The organism is Mycobacterium sp. 48b, assembly GCF_048282725.1.
GTDB lineage: Bacteria > Actinomycetota > Actinomycetes > Mycobacteriales > Mycobacteriaceae > Mycobacterium.
Genome location: NZ_JBLVUL010000001.1, coordinates 4,188,977 through 4,206,101, shown reverse-complemented (window position 1 = coordinate 4,206,101; position 17,125 = coordinate 4,188,977). Strand labels below are relative to the sequence as shown.

The 17,125-nt window shown below is 65.8% G+C and carries 18 protein-coding genes; 5 read left to right on the top strand and 13 right to left on the bottom strand.

Features of this window, described 5'->3' with window-relative positions; genetic code table 11:
• The first annotated feature begins 127 nt into the window (after positions 1-127).
• Together ACNQR1_RS20800 and ACNQR1_RS20795 are read left to right on the top strand one after the other, a co-directional pair.
• Entirely contained in the window at positions 128-1,813 is a 1,686-nt protein-coding gene (locus ACNQR1_RS20800; protein ID WP_418047722.1) for a GMC family oxidoreductase, read from the top strand.
• Between the two features lie 125 nt (positions 1,814-1,938).
• On the top strand, positions 1,939-4,548 hold the full coding sequence (locus tag ACNQR1_RS20795; protein ID WP_418047721.1) for an excinuclease ABC subunit A: 2,610 nt from the start codon (positions 1,939-1,941) through the stop codon (positions 4,546-4,548).
• A 68-nt stretch (positions 4,549-4,616) separates the two neighbouring features.
• Here ACNQR1_RS20795 and ACNQR1_RS20790 read toward each other — a convergent pair whose 3' ends face one another.
• Positions 4,617-5,222, bottom strand: coding sequence for an LGFP repeat-containing protein (locus ACNQR1_RS20790; RefSeq protein ID WP_418047720.1), 606 nt, complete (start codon positions 5,220-5,222; stop codon positions 4,617-4,619).
• A 175-nt stretch (positions 5,223-5,397) separates the two neighbouring features.
• Positions 5,398-5,826, bottom strand: coding sequence for a cellulose-binding domain-containing protein (locus ACNQR1_RS20785; protein WP_418047719.1), 429 nt, complete (start codon positions 5,824-5,826; stop codon positions 5,398-5,400).
• Positions 5,827-6,008: 182 nt separating this feature from the next.
• Here ACNQR1_RS20785 and ACNQR1_RS20780 point away from each other — a divergent pair, with 182 nt between their 5' ends.
• Positions 6,009-6,158, top strand: coding sequence for a hypothetical protein (locus ACNQR1_RS20780; protein ID WP_418047718.1), 150 nt, complete (start codon positions 6,009-6,011; stop codon positions 6,156-6,158).
• Complete coding sequence (locus ACNQR1_RS20775; RefSeq protein ID WP_418047717.1) at positions 6,155-6,658, top strand: hypothetical protein; 504 nt, start codon at positions 6,155-6,157, stop codon at positions 6,656-6,658. The genes ACNQR1_RS20780 and ACNQR1_RS20775 overlap by 4 nt, the downstream gene beginning before the upstream one ends.
• A 25-nt stretch (positions 6,659-6,683) precedes the next feature.
• Here ACNQR1_RS20775 and ACNQR1_RS20770 read toward each other — a convergent pair whose 3' ends face one another.
• The 3 genes from ACNQR1_RS20770 to arr form a co-directional block, all read right to left on the bottom strand.
• Positions 6,684-7,589: a redoxin domain-containing protein gene (locus tag ACNQR1_RS20770; protein ID WP_418047716.1), complete on the bottom strand. Its 906-nt coding sequence runs from the start codon at positions 7,587-7,589 to the stop codon at positions 6,684-6,686.
• A 111-nt stretch (positions 7,590-7,700) separates the two neighbouring features.
• Positions 7,701-8,381 carry a hypothetical protein gene (locus ACNQR1_RS20765; protein ID WP_418047715.1) on the bottom strand — a complete coding sequence of 227 codons (681 nt, stop codon included), beginning with the start codon at positions 8,379-8,381 and terminating at the stop codon, positions 7,701-7,703.
• Positions 8,382-8,825: 444 nt separating this feature from the next.
• Positions 8,826-9,239: an NAD(+)--rifampin ADP-ribosyltransferase gene (arr, locus tag ACNQR1_RS20760; RefSeq protein WP_418047714.1), complete on the bottom strand. Its 414-nt coding sequence runs from the start codon at positions 9,237-9,239 to the stop codon at positions 8,826-8,828.
• Between the two features lie 180 nt (positions 9,240-9,419).
• Between arr and ACNQR1_RS20755 the strand changes: the two genes are divergently transcribed.
• Complete coding sequence (locus ACNQR1_RS20755) at positions 9,420-9,875, top strand: DUF1942 domain-containing protein (protein WP_418047713.1); 456 nt, start codon at positions 9,420-9,422, stop codon at positions 9,873-9,875.
• A gap of 18 nt (positions 9,876-9,893) precedes the next feature.
• Here ACNQR1_RS20755 and ACNQR1_RS20750 read toward each other — a convergent pair whose 3' ends face one another.
• From ACNQR1_RS20750 to ACNQR1_RS20715, 8 genes are all read right to left on the bottom strand, one after another.
• Positions 9,894-10,481 (bottom strand): DUF664 domain-containing protein, encoded by a 588-nt coding sequence (locus ACNQR1_RS20750; RefSeq protein ID WP_418047712.1) that lies wholly within the window; start codon positions 10,479-10,481, stop codon positions 9,894-9,896.
• A gap of 106 nt (positions 10,482-10,587) precedes the next feature.
• Positions 10,588-12,039, bottom strand: a complete 1,452-nt coding sequence (locus tag ACNQR1_RS20745) for an amidase (protein WP_418047711.1) — start codon at positions 12,037-12,039, stop codon at positions 10,588-10,590.
• A 94-nt stretch (positions 12,040-12,133) separates the two neighbouring features.
• Entirely contained in the window at positions 12,134-12,823 is a 690-nt protein-coding gene (locus tag ACNQR1_RS20740; RefSeq protein WP_418047710.1) for a cupin domain-containing protein, read from the bottom strand.
• A gap of 65 nt (positions 12,824-12,888) precedes the next feature.
• Positions 12,889-13,686: an ABC transporter permease gene (locus ACNQR1_RS20735; protein ID WP_418047709.1), complete on the bottom strand. Its 798-nt coding sequence runs from the start codon at positions 13,684-13,686 to the stop codon at positions 12,889-12,891.
• Positions 13,683-14,849: an ABC transporter substrate-binding protein gene (locus tag ACNQR1_RS20730; protein ID WP_418047708.1), complete on the bottom strand. Its 1,167-nt coding sequence runs from the start codon at positions 14,847-14,849 to the stop codon at positions 13,683-13,685. Before ACNQR1_RS20730 ends, ACNQR1_RS20735 begins: the two co-directional genes overlap by 4 nt.
• A complete protein-coding gene (locus ACNQR1_RS20725; RefSeq protein WP_418047707.1) occupies positions 14,846-15,562 on the bottom strand; it encodes an ABC transporter ATP-binding protein in 717 nt (238 codons plus the stop codon). Before ACNQR1_RS20725 ends, ACNQR1_RS20730 begins: the two co-directional genes overlap by 4 nt.
• Positions 15,538-16,560, bottom strand: coding sequence for an acyl-CoA dehydrogenase (locus ACNQR1_RS20720; protein WP_418047706.1), 1,023 nt, complete (start codon positions 16,558-16,560; stop codon positions 15,538-15,540). The genes ACNQR1_RS20725 and ACNQR1_RS20720 overlap by 25 nt, the downstream gene beginning before the upstream one ends.
• On the bottom strand, positions 16,557-17,087 hold the full coding sequence (locus ACNQR1_RS20715; RefSeq protein WP_418047705.1) for a DUF4242 domain-containing protein: 531 nt from the start codon (positions 17,085-17,087) through the stop codon (positions 16,557-16,559). The genes ACNQR1_RS20720 and ACNQR1_RS20715 overlap by 4 nt, the downstream gene beginning before the upstream one ends.
• Positions 17,088-17,125 lie beyond the last annotated feature (38 nt).

Genomic DNA, 17,125 nt, shown 5'->3' with positions numbered 1-17,125 from the left:
CCACCGGAATCCGGCCTGCTCCCCCGTCGCATCTCCTGGTGCTGACACGGGATCGATTACGCAGTGATCGAATACGTCATCACGCACACTGGGTGACGCACCCGACCCGTGGAGGAACGATTCCGGAATGAGCCCCGCCGCCGAGTTCGACTTCATCATCGTGGGAGCCGGCAGTGCGGGCTGCCTGCTGGCCAATCGGCTCAGCGCCAACCCGGACCACCGCGTGCTCCTGATCGAGGCCGGCGGAAAAGACGATTGGTTCTGGATCAAGGTGCCGGTGGGCTATCTGTACACGATCGCCAATCCCCGCACCGACTGGTGCTTCACGACAGAGGCCGACCCCGGTCTGGCCGGGCGCAGCATCATCTACGCGCGGGGCCGCGTGATCGGCGGCTGCTCGTCGATCAACGCCATGATCCACATGCGCGGCCAGGCCTCCGATTACGACCTGTGGGCGCAGGCCACCGGAGACGAACGCTGGCTTTGGGGTAGCCCAGACAGTCCCGGCGAGACACTGACGATCTACAAGGAGTTGGAAGATTACTTCGGCGGAGCCGACGACTGGCACGGTGCCGGTGGCGAGATCCGCGTCGAACGGCCGCGGGTGCGCTGGAAGATCTTGGACGCCTGGCAGGAAGCCGCTTCCCAAGTGGGCATTGCTCCGATCGACGAGTTCAACCGGGGTGACAACGCCGGAAGCGCGTACTTTCACGTCAACCAACGGCGCGGCCGGCGCTGGTCGATGGCCGATGCTTTCCTGCATCCGGTCTCCCACCGACCCAATCTCACCGTCTACACCCAGACACCGGCCTTGCGACTGCTGATGGATGACCAGGTCCACGACGACCAGCGGCGCGGTGCTTGGACCACCGCCCAGCACCGCGCTACCGGTGTACAGCTGCTGAAAGACGGCCAGATCATCGACGTCCATGCCCGCCGCGAGGTGATCCTGAGCGCTGGATCGATCGGCTCCCCGCATCTCATGCAGGTCTCGGGTCTGGGCCCAGCCCAGCTGCTCGCCCAGCATCACGTACCAGTGGCTGTCGATCTACCCGGAGTGGGTGAAAACCTCCAGGACCACCTGCAGCTTCGAACGATCTACCGGGTCCGAGGCGCCCGAACCGTGAACACGCTGTACCGGAATTGGATCACCCGTGGGGGCATGGGACTTCAGTATCTGCTGTTGCGATCAGGCCCCCTGACCATGCCGCCCTCCACTCTGGGTGCGTTCGCCAAAAGCGACCCCGCGCTGACCAGTCCCGACTTGGAGTGGCACGTACAGCCCTTGTCGTTGCCCAAGTTCGGCGACCCTCTGCACCCTTTCGCGGCCATCACGCCCTCGGTCTGCAATCTGCGCCCCAGCTCACGTGGCCACGTGCGCATGGCCGACGCAGATCCGCTGACCAACCCCAAGATCCTCTGCAATTACCTGTCCACCGACTCAGATCGCGAAGCCGCGGTGCGCGGCCTCCGGATGACGCGGCAGATCATGGCGGCCCCCGCCCTGGCCCGCTACCGCCCGCAAGAGTTGCTCCCCGGCCCGCAATTGGTGAGCGACGAAGACCTGCAGAGCGCGGCCCGTGAACTCGGTACCACGATCTTTCATCCGGTCGGCACCTGCGCGATGGGAGCCTTTGACACACACGGTGTTCCGCGGTCGGAAGGCACCGTGCTCGACACCGACTGCCGCGTGTACCGCGTCGCCGGCCTTCGGGTCGCCGATGCTTCGGCGATGCCCACCATCACATCCGGCAACACCAACGCGCCGGTCATGCTCATCGCAGAACGCGCCGCGCGGGCGATCCTGGGATAGGTCGGTGACGTAGGAGGCCGGCAGGTGGAACCTGATGACGACGCTTCTGGCCGCCGAAATTGCTTGGTCGCTCAACAAGATGGGCATTCGACATGGAGGTGGTCAGAACAGAAAGGACGTGTGTGATGGGCTCCCACGACAAGGTCCGGGTTCGTGGCGCACGCGAGCACAATCTGCGGAACGTCAATGTAGATGTGCCGCGCGACGCCCTCGTTGCGTTCACCGGCGTGTCGGGATCGGGCAAGTCCTCCCTGGCCTTCGGGACCCTGTTCGCCGAATCCCAGCGTCGCTATCTGGAATCCGTTGCGCCATATGCCCGACGTCTGATCGACCAGGTGGGCGTTCCGGATGTCGATTCGATCGAAGGCATGCCTCCCGCCGTCGCGCTTCGACAGCAGCGCGGTGCGACCAGTACACGGTCATCGGTCGGGAGCGTCACCACGCTCTCCAGCCTCATCCGCATGCTTTACTCACGGGCGGGTAATTATCCGGCGAACCAGCCGATGCTCTTCGCGGAAGACTTCTCCCCCAACACGCCTCAGGGTGCCTGTCCCACCTGTCATGGCATGGGCCGTGTGTACGAGGTGACCGAAGCTCTGATGGTGCCGGACCCGACGTTGACGATCCGTGAGCGCGCCATCGCCTCGTGGCCACCAGCCTGGTACGGCCAGAACCTACGGGACATCCTGGTCTCGCTCGGATACGACGTCGACACCCCGTGGGAAAAGCTGCCGCGCAAAGATCGTGACTGGATCCTGTTCACCGAAGATCGCCCGACGGTGCCGGTATACGCCGGCCTCACTCCGAAAGAAACCCGCCGCGCCATCAAAGACGACTGGGAACCCAGCTATCAAGGCACGTTCATCGGTGCTCGCCGATACGTTCTCGACACGTTCGCGACCAGCAAGAGCGCGGGCGTCAAGAAGCGCGTATCGCAGTTCGTCGGAAGCGGCCTGTGCCCGGCGTGCCACGGAAAGCGACTGAAACCCGAGGCACTGTCGGTGACGTTCGAGGGCTTGGACATCGCCGCACTGTCCCGGCTCACACTGGACCAACTCGCGGTGCTCTGCCGTACGGTGCTCAGCCCGCAATGGGCGCCGACCACTTCCGGTTCGGTACTGGACAAAAAGGCCCGCAAGTCGGCCGTGAAGGCCCGGGTCGCCGCGGGAGGGGCAGCGCATACCGCCGCGCCCGATGTCCGGCAGACACCTAACATGTCGTCCGAAAAGCGTGCCGCAGCACAGCGATTGGTGGCCGATCTGCAGGAGCGGCTGCAACCGCTCATCGATCTGGGTCTGGGATACCTGTCCCTGGCCCGCAGCACGCCGACGCTCTCGGGCGGGGAGTTGCAACGCGTCCGGCTCGCGACGCAGCTCTCGTCTCAACTGTTCGGGGTCGTCTACGTCCTGGATGAGCCGTCGGCCGGCCTGCATCCACGCGACCGCAACGCGTTGCGTGACATCTTGCAGGGCCTCAAGCGCAGCGGCAACAGCGTCTTCGTGGTCGAGCACTCGCTCGATGTCATCGCCGCCGCGGACTGGCTGGTCGATATCGGGCCGGGCGCCGGCGTGGATGGCGGTGAGATCCTCTACAGCGGCCCGTCCGCTGGTCTGGCCGATGTCGCTGAATCCGTCACGCGCCGTTACCTCTTCGGTAAGGACGCACCGACCGATCCGCGCACGCCGCGGGAGCGACACGACTGGCTGGAACTTGCCGGCGTGCGGCGTAACAACCTGCACGACATCTCCGTGTCGGTCCCCTTGCGCTGTCTCACCGCCGTGACGGGCGTGTCCGGATCGGGGAAGTCGAGCCTCGTCGCGCATGCGCTCGCCGAGATCGTCGGTGACCACCTGGGTCGCCCCGTCCGCTTCGACGACTCGGGTGACGACGACTTACTCGCCGAGGCCGCGCCTGCTGCCTCAGGTGGAGTTGTCGGCGACGCCCACGGCGTACGCAGAGTGGTGTGCATCGACCAGAAACCGATCGGTCGCACCCCACGATCCAATGTCGCCACCTACACCGGGGTGTTCGATCACATCCGCCGGCGCTTCGCCGAGACACCGGAGGCACAACAACACGGGTACAAACCCGGACGATTCTCCTTCAACGTCGCCGGCGGACGCTGCCCGACTTGCGAAGGCGAAGGGTGGGTGATGGTCGAATTGTTGTTCCTGCCCAGCGTCTACAGCCCATGCCCGGATTGCCACGGCACCCGGTACAACGCCGAGACTCTCGCCATCCGATGGCGTGGACGCAACATCGCTGAGGTGCTGGAACTCAGCACCTCAGCGGCCCGAGAGTTCTTCGACGGTGAGGCAGACATCCTTCGAGCACTGGAGGCCCTCTGCGATGTCGGGCTCGGCTATCTCCAGCTCGGACAACCGGCCACCGAGCTGTCGGGCGGCGAGGCTCAGCGCGTCAAGCTCGCCGGCGAGCTGCAACGCGCGCACCGTGGGGACACGCTCTATCTGATGGACGAGCCTACGGCGGGACTACACCCCGCCGACACCGACCGGCTGCTCGCGCACCTGCACCGCCTTGTCGATGCCGGCAACACCGTGGTTGCCGCCGAGCTGGACATGCGAGTAGTTGCACAGGCGGACTACGTCATCGACATGGGCCCCGGCGCCGGTGCAGCGGGTGGCCGCATCGTCGCTACGGGCACCCCCAGGGAGATTGCGGATTGCACCGACAGCGCCACCGCCCCCTATTTGGCCGCTGAGTTCACGCACTGACCAATCTCTTTGGCAGAGAACGTGATGACCGTGGCAACCCACGAGTGCGCCCCGCTATTGACCGCCCACTACAGCCCCGACGGCACGACCTTGCCGTTGATCGTCACCTTGACCTCACTGGTCTTCGTGTTGTACGCGATCTGACCGTGCTCGAACGTCTCCACGAGCAGATCCCCGTCGGCGGTCTCGTCGCTGGTGGGTGCACCCAGCGGACCCACCGAGCCGTTGTCGCCGGTGACCGCAGGCACGCCGTCCGGGTTGCGTGGCACATTCCAGGCCTCCCGGATCTTGCCCCGGGTGATATAGGCCGGCGTGCCCGTCTCCTTGTTCTTGGCGGTGATCACCCCGCCCTGGAACTGCTGGAACAGCACACCGCTTTCCCGTGCTCCTGCATTGCGGTCACCCGTCAGTGGCTTGCCGAGCGCCTGCTTCTGCTCCTCGGTCGCCGACGAGTACTTGGCGGCGATCGGGCCGGTCAACGTCACCTCGACGTCTCTCTCCCCGATGAGCTTCACTTCTGCCGGCGCCGCCGGGGCTACCGGCGTGGAAGTGGCGATCAACCCGACCTGAGGCGGCGCCGAGCTATCGACGCTCTGGCCATTGCTGCAGCCCACGGTGATCAGAGCGACGGCAGACAGGCCGGCGAGTGCGGTGTGGCGTGCGATCGTCCTCATGCGGTTCCCCTCACGTCTTTCATGTGGTGTGGGTCAAGTTACGGCTGAACCCTCGCCCGGCCGGGACTATAACGGAACCTCGTGAGTGGCGCAGGCGATCCATGGCCCGGTCGGCCCTTGCGCACTGCAATCGATCGGCTTCGCAACGGTGCGAGCTTCGCCGCCTCAATCGCCTCTAGGTGCAGGGATATTGCCTGTTCAGTACACAATTCGACGGTGGTGAGTAGACACCGGTCAGAACGCCTCTCAAACCACCGGTGGCGGAACCGCCCGGCGCGATGATCCGATTCCAGTTCGCGGGACCGACAACGTAGTGCGTACCGTATTGCGCGAACGTGCTGCTCCACGTATGCGAGATGGATTCGCCCGCCGGCAAGTCGAATTCGAGCCGCCAATCCGTCATCGGCACCGCGCTCGCATTGACGATCGTGAAGTGGGCGATGAAACCGGTCTGCCACGTCGATGACACCGACAACCTCGCCGCGGCCGCAGCCGCATTCGCTACCGGAATGGCCGCGAGCCCGGAGGCAGCAACGATCACTGCCGCCATCGTGATGTGAAGCGCTGTGCTCCAGCGCTTCACGTATTTGCCCAGTCCAGCCACAGCAGTCGACGCTAAGGCCGAGCAATCGATATCGGGCCTCGCATCGCGGGCGCGCTGCAGGACCTTTGCTCAACTGAAACCATCGCGAAATCTTTGCCACGGACGACGCGCTCGTGGCTTGCCGAAGGCGGAATCGCAAGAAAGCCCCGGCCCCTGTCGAGGCGGCGGCAACACTGATGGACGTGACGATCGCCGAGGACGTCAAAGCCGAACGGGCGGGACTCGCGGAATCCCTTTTCAACGTGGGCCCGTCGGCTCCCACTGGGTGTGGTGACTGGACTGCACTGGAGCTCGCGGCCCACCTGGTGGGTGAGGAGCGCAACGGGGTGTGACGACATTCATCGCTCGCTCCCTGGTGGCACACGGTGTTTCGGTGCCGGCCCCGCCCGCATTGGTCGACACCGCACTGCGGTTGGAGCGCCGCCACGGGTTTGCCGCACTGGTCAACCGGCTACGGCGGCCTGTGCCGCGGTTGCTGCTCCGCCCTCTGGTGGCGCCGCTGACCCTCTTCGAGTACTGGACGCATCACGACGACCTCATCCGGTTCGACGACGGGGTCCACCCGGTGCCTGCGGCCCTGGTCGAGGTGATTCCCCTCGTACTGCGGTATCAGCTCAAGAAGCTGCCCAACGGTGTCCGGGTGACGGTCGGCACCCACGACAACCGCCACCAATGGTCGGTCGGGCCGACCTCGGGTCCCGAGGTAACCCTCCTCGGCGCTCCCCCGGACTTGGTGCGGTGGCTGTCAGGACGTGCGGCGACGGGCGACATCACCATGACCGGAGCCGATATCCCCGTGCACGCACTCCGCGCGTTCACGGGTCAGGTGTGACTGCCGGAGGGCTCCAGCCCCCACGTCAGAGGGCCCGAAGGCCGCGCAAGGTTCTCTCGATCAGTTCACGTCGTTCGTCGATCGACGTCGAGTCAGCGAGGGAAGCGTGCACCCGCAAGTGACCCTGTGTCACCAAGTCGTCGACCAGGAACCGCGTCGCACCGAGCGGCAAGGACAGACGAGCGGCGATCTCTGCGACCGTGCTGCCGTGCGCGCAGGAGGTCAGGATCTGGCCCCGCACATCGTCTTTCGGCCACCGCGGCGAATTCCTCGTGACATCGAGCGCTTGCACCGGAGCCTCGAGTGCCAGTTCGACACCTGAGTCGATCCGGCCCTCCCCCTCTGACGCTCGAGACGTGTCGGCGTGGTTCTCCCGGGTACCTGGTGAACGAGGCCGCACCCTGCGGTTCTCCAAGAACCGCAGGGCGTGGTCGGCGTGTACCGATGCGCGCAGTTCGTTGGAGACGACCTTGAGAATGGTCCGGTCGGTGTCGATGACGAAGGTGGCCCGTCTGACCGGCAACAGCCGGGCCAGCAGGCCACGGCGCCGAGCGTGCCGGCCGCGCCGGGCCTCCCCACCGGCCACGACGGATCCACGCAACTTGGCGAACCTGCCTCGGCGCATCCCGAACAGCTCGGTTACGACGCCGTCCGGATCCGAGAGCAATGGATAGTCGAACGAGCGTTGTTGGGCGAAGTGGGCCTGTTTGTCGACGGTGTCCAGGCTGATGCCCACCCGTTGGGCGCCGACCTCGGCGAACTCCTTGCTCAGGTCCCGAAAATGGCAGGCCTGGGCTGTACAGATCGGTGAGGACGCCAGCGGGTAGAAGAACAGCACAACCGGCCCACCGGAAAGGAGCGCGGACAGTGATCGAGGTCTACCGGTGTGATCACGCAGAGTGAAATCAGGCGCCCTCTCGCCCGCAATCATCGGCAAAGACTAGCGCGGGGACCTCTGCGTGGCACGCGACTCGAAGAATTCGGCCCCACCGCGATCGCGGCGTCCGTGTGCGAATGGGCCGCTGCCCTGGGATATCCGCGGTCAGGTCACCGGTTGCAACGGCGTGCCGGCCGCCTTGCTGTACAGGTCTGCTGCAGCGTTCATCGCAGCCTTGATGGTGTTGTAGTAGTGGGTTCCGACCCCGCCGCCGCGGAATCTGAGTAGTTGAGGGTTCTGCGCGAGCGTGGCCGCCAAAACGGCGTCGTTGGTGATGCCGTATTTCTTGAATGCCTCGGTGAACCGCGCGATGAACCGGGCGATCGACTTGTTGGGATCTTGGCGGTCGGCCACGGTGCCGAAACTGGCCTTCTCCTGGAACAGACCGATGACCTCATCAGCCGCGCCCCCGGGGCCTCCGTAGGCCTGCACGCCCCCGGATGCAGTCGGACGGAAACTGGACTCGATTTTCGCCGTGGCGATGATGGTCTTGATCTGGTCTTCGCTCAACCTGGCGGCCCGACCCTGGCTCAAGATGGCCTTGACGATGTCCTGCGCGTTGGAGTCTTTGGTCACGACCACCGGCGTGGGGATGACTGCTGCCGCCGTTTTGGTCGGCGCGTCGCCCGCAGGCCGTTGCTCGACTGCGACCGCCGGATGCTGGTGCATCGGCGAAGTGAGCAGGGTCGCACCGCCTAGGCCGGTAGCGACGAGAAGGGTGGTGATGGCCTTCTTCACGTGCTTCGGTTTTCCGAACGTCGCCATCGGTCGATCGGCTTGGGGCATGGGATTGCTCTTCTCTGTGGGGGGGATCTGAACTTGTGGGTCCGTGTGTCGGACACACGGACGCCCCCCTCAACTGGCGCCGACCTGACCAGATGTGCACCAGTAAGCGTTTGCCGTTTGTATTACAGCCGCGACGACGCAAGAGTCAGCCGTCGCACACGCAAACACACCGACCGCAACGATTCCCCCATTTGCGGTGATGTGGTGTGCGTCACTCTGCCTGGTACTACTGCAGTGCGATAGTTAGCCAGGGACTGTATTGGAACATCCCGGATATTGCAAAACCCGAGCGCAGGATCGACCATGAGCGGCCTGCGCGGCCACCAACGACGGTTGTCGTCCTGTTTGCCAGAGCCCGGCCGTCCCGTCGCCGAATTCCCGACGAGCGGTCGTAAAATGCCTGGCGGACTTACGCTTTCGCCGCACACCAGCGGACTGGTGTCGTCAGTTGATGATCTCGCCGCGTTCGTCGGCGCGGATCGAGTCCAGTCGGGCCTTCCACATCTGCAGTGCTTCCGGTGTCAGCCGCGTCCAGTCGGCGATTTCACGCACCACAAGAAGCGGCGCCTCGCTCCGAAACGACCGCGTGGGGTTGCCCGGAAACTTCTTGTCCGTGACGTTCGGATCGTTCTCGAAAGGCCCTGTGGGAACGACCTCGTAGACGTGTGGTGTCGACCCGTCCAGCGCCGCAACCTCTGCCGCGAGTCCAGCCCCGTCGCGCAACGCAGTGAAGTAGATGTGATTCATGACGACCTCGGGCCGGTAGTTCGAATTGAATCCAGCCGTAAGTCGGTCACCCGGGCGCAATTCGGCTTTCGTGCCGTGAAAGAACGGTCCCTCATCAAGCACCTCGTCCACGAGCCGATTTTACGATCCACCCGCGCCCGGAAGAGCGCGCCGGGCACCCGCGAAAGGGCTCGTCGGCGCGCTCAGCCCTCGGCCGGCCGAGCAGGTTTGAGATCCCCGACGATGGCTAACCAGGCACTGAACCGAAGTCGTCATTCCTGGGCAACAGGACCATGGCGAAAGGAGCTTGACGTGCAGTTCTCGAAGATCACCATGAAAACAATGGCAGCGGCGGCCGGCATCGCGGCGGCTGGAGCCTTGGCTGCCCCACCGGCGTTCGCCGACCCGGAATCACTGCAGTTTGGCGAAACGGCAGAAGTTCCCAGTGGAGGCGGAGCCATCGACTACACCGTGAGTAACTTGCAACCCAGCGGCCACAATGACGGCGTGTGGTACTCCGACGTCACAGCGCGAGCTGTGAGCGGCTCCCCCACCCCGAACATTGCCGATTTCAATGCCAGGGCTGTCAACAGTTCGACTTACGCAAATATGAAGGGGAACCAAACCGACGGCCTGCCCAACCAACCCATCGCACCGGGCATGCAGACAACCGGTCGGGTCTACTTCGATGTAAAAGGCGGCACCGCGCCTGACAGCGTTGTATACCGGGATGCCGGGGGTACCGACAAGGTGGTCTGGAAGGGCTGACCGGCAGCGAAGGTGGTCCTAGCCGGGCCGGGGCCCGGCATGGACCGCCGGTGTCGGCTGCCACCCTGCGGGCGGATCTTCGCCGGCCACGCCATCCACGCTCTCGCGGAGCAGGTCTGCATGGCCGGTGTGACGCCCGTATTCCTCGATCATGTCGCACACGCTGCGCCGCAGGCTGGCTCGCCGACCATCCGGCCATGCGAGGTTCACGAGTTGGTCCAAACCGTCTGCGGCGATTGCAGTTCGGAGTTTGTCCCTGGATCGTGCCACGGTGCCGTCCCACAATGCATAGAGCTGTTCCGGGGTGTCGTCGGCTGCCGAATTGAAGTCCCAGTCCGGATCGGAATCCCAATCCGCAGCCTCCCACGGTGAGCCGATCGGCGACCCGTCGAGCATGGGACCGAAGCGCTCGGCCTCGGCCCGCGCAAGGTGCTTGGTCAACCCGCCGAGCGTGAGCGAAGACGCACCGACTCGAGCCTGCAATCCCGACGAATCCAGGCCGCCCACCTTCCACCGGAAGGTGGCCCGCAGGCGCTCGAGTGCACCGATGAGGTGCTCCGCCTCTGTACCCGCCAGCGGCGGCTCCCACGGAGGATCGTCGACCATCGCCCCACAATATCGATCCGGATTGACCACTGCGCGGGCGTAGAGAATCTCTTCGTCAAGAATTCGGCTGTTGCACTTCAGCTTTCCGTCGTACCGATACGACGCCCTACTTGGGTGCGTGGAATCCGCCAATCTCCTGTTCGAGCAGTTCGGCCAGCCGAAGCGGGGTGCGGTCCTCGAACATCGGGCCGATGAGCTGCACTCCCACCGGCATGCCCTCGGTGGACCGCCCCGCAGGAATGGCGGTAGCCGGCAGTCCGGGCATGGTCGCCAGACCGGCCCAGACGAGCTGGTCGAAGTACGCGTATTCCGCGCCGTCGATGTCGATCCGCCGTCCCAACAGATCCGGGTCATGGTCATGCGGGAATGCGGAAGTCGGCGTGATCGGACACACCACGGCGTCGAAATCGCCGAAGAACCGTCGCCAAGCGTGCCGGTGGAGCTCGCGACGGTTGTTCACCTCGATCCAATCGCGATGGCTCAACACCATTCCGCGCAGCCGTGCCGCATCGAGACTCCGGTCGTCTGCGCTCAGCCCGGCGGCGCGGGCTCGCAGCTGCTCGTACTCGTCGACCGGGAATCGCGCTGCGGAGCCGGAAAACAGCAACTGGGTGTACAGCAACGCGGCCTCGGCCAGATCGGGCAGCAGCGAACTGTGCCTCTCGACCCGGGCACCACTGGAGACCAGGGCATCGGCCACCCGGTTTATGCCGGCGCGTACCGCGGCCGCGGTGGCGATGAACGGATGCTGGTCGAGGACCAGGACACGGAAGCCATCGAGCCGTTGGTGGCGTGGGGGCGGCAGCGTCACCGTGTGTGCCACCCCGAGAGTCAGCGGATCCGGTCCGGCCATCACGTCGAGCAGGAGGGTGAGATCACGGGCAGTGCGCGCCATCGGACCGACGACCGCGAGGTCCGGCTCGGTCGGCAACGCCGGCACAGTCGGCGGGGTCATACCGCGCACCGCGGTCAGCCCGAGGGTTGGCTTGTGCGCATAGACGCCACAGAAATGTGCTGGGGTCCGCAGCGACCCGGCGAGGTCGGAGCCGATGGACAGTGCGCCGAATCCGGAGGCCAGGGCGGCGGCCGAGCCACCGGAAGATCCACCCGACGTGCGGCGGCAATCCCATGGATTGTTGGTGGTGCCGTAGATCTCGTTGAAGCTCTGCACATCTTGCAGCCCCAGCGGCACGTTGGTCTTGCCGAGCACCACCGCGCCGGCGGCCTTGAGACGAGAAACCTGCACCGCGTCCTCGTGCGGCACGAAATCCCGGTAGGCCGGTATGCCCCAGGTCGTGGGCAGCCCGGCCATGTCGTAGGACTCCTTGACCGTCACCGGAATGCCCAGCAGTGGCCGATCCTCACCCCGCGCACGCGCCTGGTCGGCACGTCGCGCAGCCTCCCGCGCCCGATCGAAATCAGGCACACAGATCGCGTTGATCACCGGGTCATCCCGCTCGATCCCGGCGATCGCCGCCTCGGTCAATTCGACCGAGGACACCTCACCAGCGTGCAACGCGAACGTCATCGCTTGAGCCGACCGAAAGTTCCATTCCATGAATCCGACGCTAACGACCCATCACAGAAGCCATAAAATCCCGCTTACCGCAACGGAAAGTTTTGCGACGGTGCGGAACCGTGGCAGGGGCCGACTACGGGGATCGGAGGATCACGACAGCGTTGTCGATCTTCTTGAACGAACTGAATGTCTCTGCGGGAACGCCGAATACAGCGGACAGCACGCGCGGAGGAAGCCTGCTGAGGGATTCGCCTATCCCGATGTTGTCCTTGTCCTCGGGCGCACTCGTGTTCTGGATGATGATGATCGTCAAGTCGTCGGGACCGCGGTTCTCGAAGTAATGAAATGAACCCTGGGGTGCGAAAACGAGGTCGTTGACATGCTGATCGAAGGCCTCGTGGTTGCCGTTCCCGTCGATGACGACCCAGGTCGCCACGCCGCTGGTGACGATGTTGAGTTCCCACGCGCTGGGGTGCCAGTGCGGTTCCCGGATACCTCCGGGCTGCAACGTGAGCATCAGGAGGCTGGCCTCCTGACCTTTGAGGATCGGAAAGTTGTCCTCGTTGGCTTGTTGGAACCAGCCCCCGTCGTGCGTGCTCTTGGGCGAAGCGCCGAGATGGAACAGGTGTGATTGCGACGTGATCGTCTCGGCGGGTAGGCGGGGGTCGCCAAATCGCGCAGCGTCATCAGACATTGGGTTTTCCTTGTCAGGGCCGTCGCCGGTGCCGGCGGAGATGATCAGGCGGTCAACGCCCACACCGGTTGCGGCTGCGGCGCCGGCCAGGCCCGCTCCGCCCAAGATTTTGCGACGATTTACCGTCACGCTGGGAGATTACCGTTGACCTCGACGAGCCGGGAGCGAGTTGGCCGAAGTGGTGCGCAAGCGCCTCAGGTGCGACGCGCCGGGTTCAGCAGCCACCGTGCTGCGGCATCGAGCACAAACCCCAACAAGCCGATGACGACGATGACCGCCACTACCTGGTCATAGGCCAACTGATCGCGAGCGTTGAGTATCTGATAGCCGAGACCCGAGCGCACTCCGAGCATCTCGGCGGGCACGAGCACGATCCATGCGACGCCGAGCGCCAATCGAATCCCGGTCTGCACGTGCGTGCGGATCGCAGGCAGGATCACCGCGATCAACAGCTCCCACCGCGTGGCATGGAATGAACGCGCCACGTTGAGCAATCCCGGGTCGACGGCGCGCACGCCCGCGGCCGTGTTCAACAACACCGGCCAGACCGCGGCGACGGCGATGAGGAAGATCACCGGCTGATCGCCGATACCGAACAGTGCCAGCGCAATCGGCGTCCAGGACAGCGGCGAGATCATCCGTAGAAAGGCGATGATCGGCCCGCCGGCGCGTTCGGCGATCCCGGACAACCCGATCAACAGGCCCAGCGGTATCCCGATGACGGCCGCGACGGCCAACCCGATCACCAATCGCCACAAGCTGACACCGAGATCGCCCAGCAGCACACCCCGGTCGATGAGCCCGACCAGCGCCGGCGCCACCCGTTGCGGCGCGGTCTGGCGCAGTAGGGACTCCGGCCCGCTGAGCACAGATGTCGCCAGCCACCACAGCGCGATGGTGACGAGAACGGCGAGAGCCGGTGGTATGAAACGCCTCCCCCAACGTGGAATGCCCTCGGCTGCAGAGACTTTGTCAACACTTGCGATGGTCATTGCGGTTGCACCTGTTCGGTTCGAGTGAGGTCCGCTGTCAGCCCGAAGGCACTGGGCCCACCATGAGAAGCCAGCGATCGGCGGACGAACCGATCCTCCACGAGGTCGCCGTGTACCGCAGCCGGGTCGAGCCGGTCCAAGAACCGGCGGTCGCCGTCGACGACGGTGTCGTGCATGGCCTCGGCGAGGCGACGGGTGAAGCTCGGATACGGGAAGGGCTGGAAACCCAGGCGTTGGGGCTGCCAGTCCGGATGCGCCAGCGGATAGGGCGGTTTCGGATAGGTCAGGGCCAGCGCGATCGCCGGCGTGGGTTGCGGCAGATACTTGCCACCCGTCAGCGCGGCCGCCGCACCGGCCCGGTCGGCATCGATGCGCAGCTGCGCTCCCACCACCGCGTCGGCCACCGCCTGCACGGCCTGCGGCCGGGACGCGATGACGTCTTCCCGGGTGACCAGCGCGCAGCAGGCGTGATCGCGCCAGACATCACCCAGGAAGGTGTGGATATGGCCGATCTTTTTGATCTGCGCCGCGGCGTTGAACGGGTCAGCCACCACGTACCCGCCCAGCGTTCCGTTCGCCAATGCGGGCACCATGTCCGACGGGCTCATCACGATCAGTTCAACGGTCCGGTCTGCGCGGGAAGCCCCGCGCCGCAGCACTGGTCGCAGGCCGTGCGCCCGGAGCAGCTCCTGGAGCACGATGTTGTGGATCGACCACCAGAACGGGATGGCCACCTGCGTGCCGGCCAGATCGCTCAGGTCGCGGATGCCAGGTGCGACCGTCAGTGCCGAACCGTTGGTGTGATTCCAGCCCAGTACGCGGACCCCGGCCCCCAGCGTGTAGCGCAGCTGGATGGCCATCGGCATCAGCAGGTGCACGATGTCGACCTGGCGCGTGATGAACGCCTCGGCCAGTGCCGCCCAGCTGCGGAACAGCACCGGCCGCGATGAGCTCACCACCCGCGCGGGGTACAGCCCGGCGCTGTGGGCGACCAGGAGCGGTGCGGCATCGGTGATGGGCAGATAACCCACCCGCAGGGCACCCTCAGCACCAGGAGGGCTGATGACCGCGCTGTGCGCCAGCCCGCCGATACCGAAGAGACCTCCGGCCGCGGTCAATCCGGCCGCTCCTGTCAGCAGGGAACGTCGGGTCAGCGCCGTCACCGCACCTCCACCGCGGTATCGGTGCGGTACTGGTCGAGAATCTCACTGCGGGTAGGGGTTCCGTCGCTGCCGACCGTCCAGTCCGCGCGGATGCGGCCCCCGTCGAGCAGCACGATGCGCTGCGCCAGCGACAGCGCCTCGTCCACGTCGTGGGTGACGAGCACGACGGTGACGTCGAGAGCCTGGGCCAGCTCGCGCAGCCACCCCACCAGATCCGTACGGGTGGCCGGGTCGAGTGCGCTGAACGGCTCGTCGAGAAGCAGCAGCTGTGGCCCGGTGGCGACCGCGCGCAGGATCGCCACCCGCTGGGCCTGCCCGCCCGACAACTCGTCGGGGTAACGCGAGGCCAGGTGATCCAGCCCGAACCTGGTGACGAGCTTCGCAGCGTCGTCGGCGTCGAACCCACCCCGTTGCGCCGCGAACCGTCGAGCGAAAGCCACGTTTCCGGTGACGGTCAGCCACGGCATGAGTAAGGGCTGCTGAAACACCACCCCGGTCCGCGGCCGGGTGCCGTCCCCTGACCAGGTGAGGGTGCCGGCGCTCAGAGTGTCCAGCCCGGCGCAGATCCGCAGCAGAGTGGACTTGCCGCTGCCGCTCGGACCCAGCAGGGCGAGGAATTCACCCGTGCGGATCTGCAGGTCGATATCGGTCAGTGCAGGCGTCTCGCCGAAGTATTTGGCGCCGTTCGCTATTCGTAGCGCGTGAGTTCCCACCGCAGTTGTCCTTCCGAGGGTGATTGCACGGGCAGGAAAGCGGTCTCCCGGAACCGCCGGTTGGCAGCACTGCCAAGGGTGTACGCGGCGCCGCCGGTCAGCGAGAGCTCCAGGCGAGTGACATCGACGGCCAAGCCCGCCGCGTCCAGTCGCAGCCGGATCAGCTGGCCGACCGTCGCCGCATCCGGGTCAGCCGCCCAGCGGTACAGTCGCGATCTGACGCTGGTCGCGCGGATGGCCGCATCGTCGATTTCGGCGCCCCACCGGGCCAGCGGGCCCGTGTGCGCCTGGGTGGCCGCGGCGAGCGCCGCACGAGTGACGCCGGCGCAGAATGCGGTCTGCAACAACAGGAATGCGGGGCGGATTCCGGCGACGAACGCATCCAGGTTCGGAGCCACCACCAGGTGCGGCGAAACCCGAACGCGATCCAGCTCCAGTGAGGTGGAGGCCGTGGCCCCGAGTGCCGTCAGCGGCGGCGCCGGGTTGACCGTCACGCCCTCGGCGAAGGCGTCTACCGCGACGACCAGGGTGCGCTCGCCGACACGCACCGGCAGGACGATCAGTGCCCCGGGAAACACGTTGGAAGCCCAGCGAATCGGGCCGCTGATCACCAGATCGGCTCCATCGGGTGAGCCGGTGACCGCGACGTGGCCCAGGCCGGCGACCTGTTTGAGACCGGCCGCCATCGCGGTGACGCCGATCCGATCTGCCGTGGCGAGGGCATCGATCTGCTCGCCGAATCCGCCCTCCGGCGCAGCGTGCAGGTATCGAATGCTCATGTGGTGCGCCCAGGTGGAGAATCCGACGGCCAGGCTGTGCACCGACACCTCGTCCACGACGCGAACGATGTCCGGCAGCTCGAGGTCTAGCAGCCCCTCCCGGCCGAGCTCGGCCAGATCGGTGCGGACATCACTGCGTAGCTCGTCGAGATCCGCGGCACGGGCCGCCACGAAGCCCGCCACCCGGTCGAGCGCGGATTCTGCGAGCGTCGTGATCACGAGAGGGGCCCGTCTAATCCGTGCAGCCGGTCGATCGGGGTGCTGACCGCATCGCGGGCCCGGCGCACCGCGGCCTCATCCGGCGCGTCGTAGAAACACAGGCATTTGTCCATGTCTTCGCGGACATAGGTGCGCAGGAACTGGACTTCGGGCACGTCGGCGTACTTGGGAGCGTTGGCCTTCTTGCGGGCCAGGTAGGACTCCATGTCCAGTTCGGCAGGGAGATCCCACTCGACCAGATAACCGGCCTGCGGACGGGCCGCCTTGAGCACCGCCAGATCGGCACCGATGAGCCGGACCTGGTGCGGGCCCGCGACGGCGGCGACGGCCAGCTGTGCGGCATCCAGAGTTGCGGCGTCGCCGGCGAATTCAGCGATGGCGAAGATCCGCGCGCGCTGCGCGGTCACCTGAGCCTCGATCAACTCGCCACCACCGGCCGCGATCTCGGCATCGAGCGTCTTGAGCAACTGCCCCACCGCGGCGGCTTCGGTGGCGTCGGGGGTGATTTCGTACAGGTACAGAGTCACGTTGGGATCCTCGGCATCGCAGGGGTGGAACGACACCG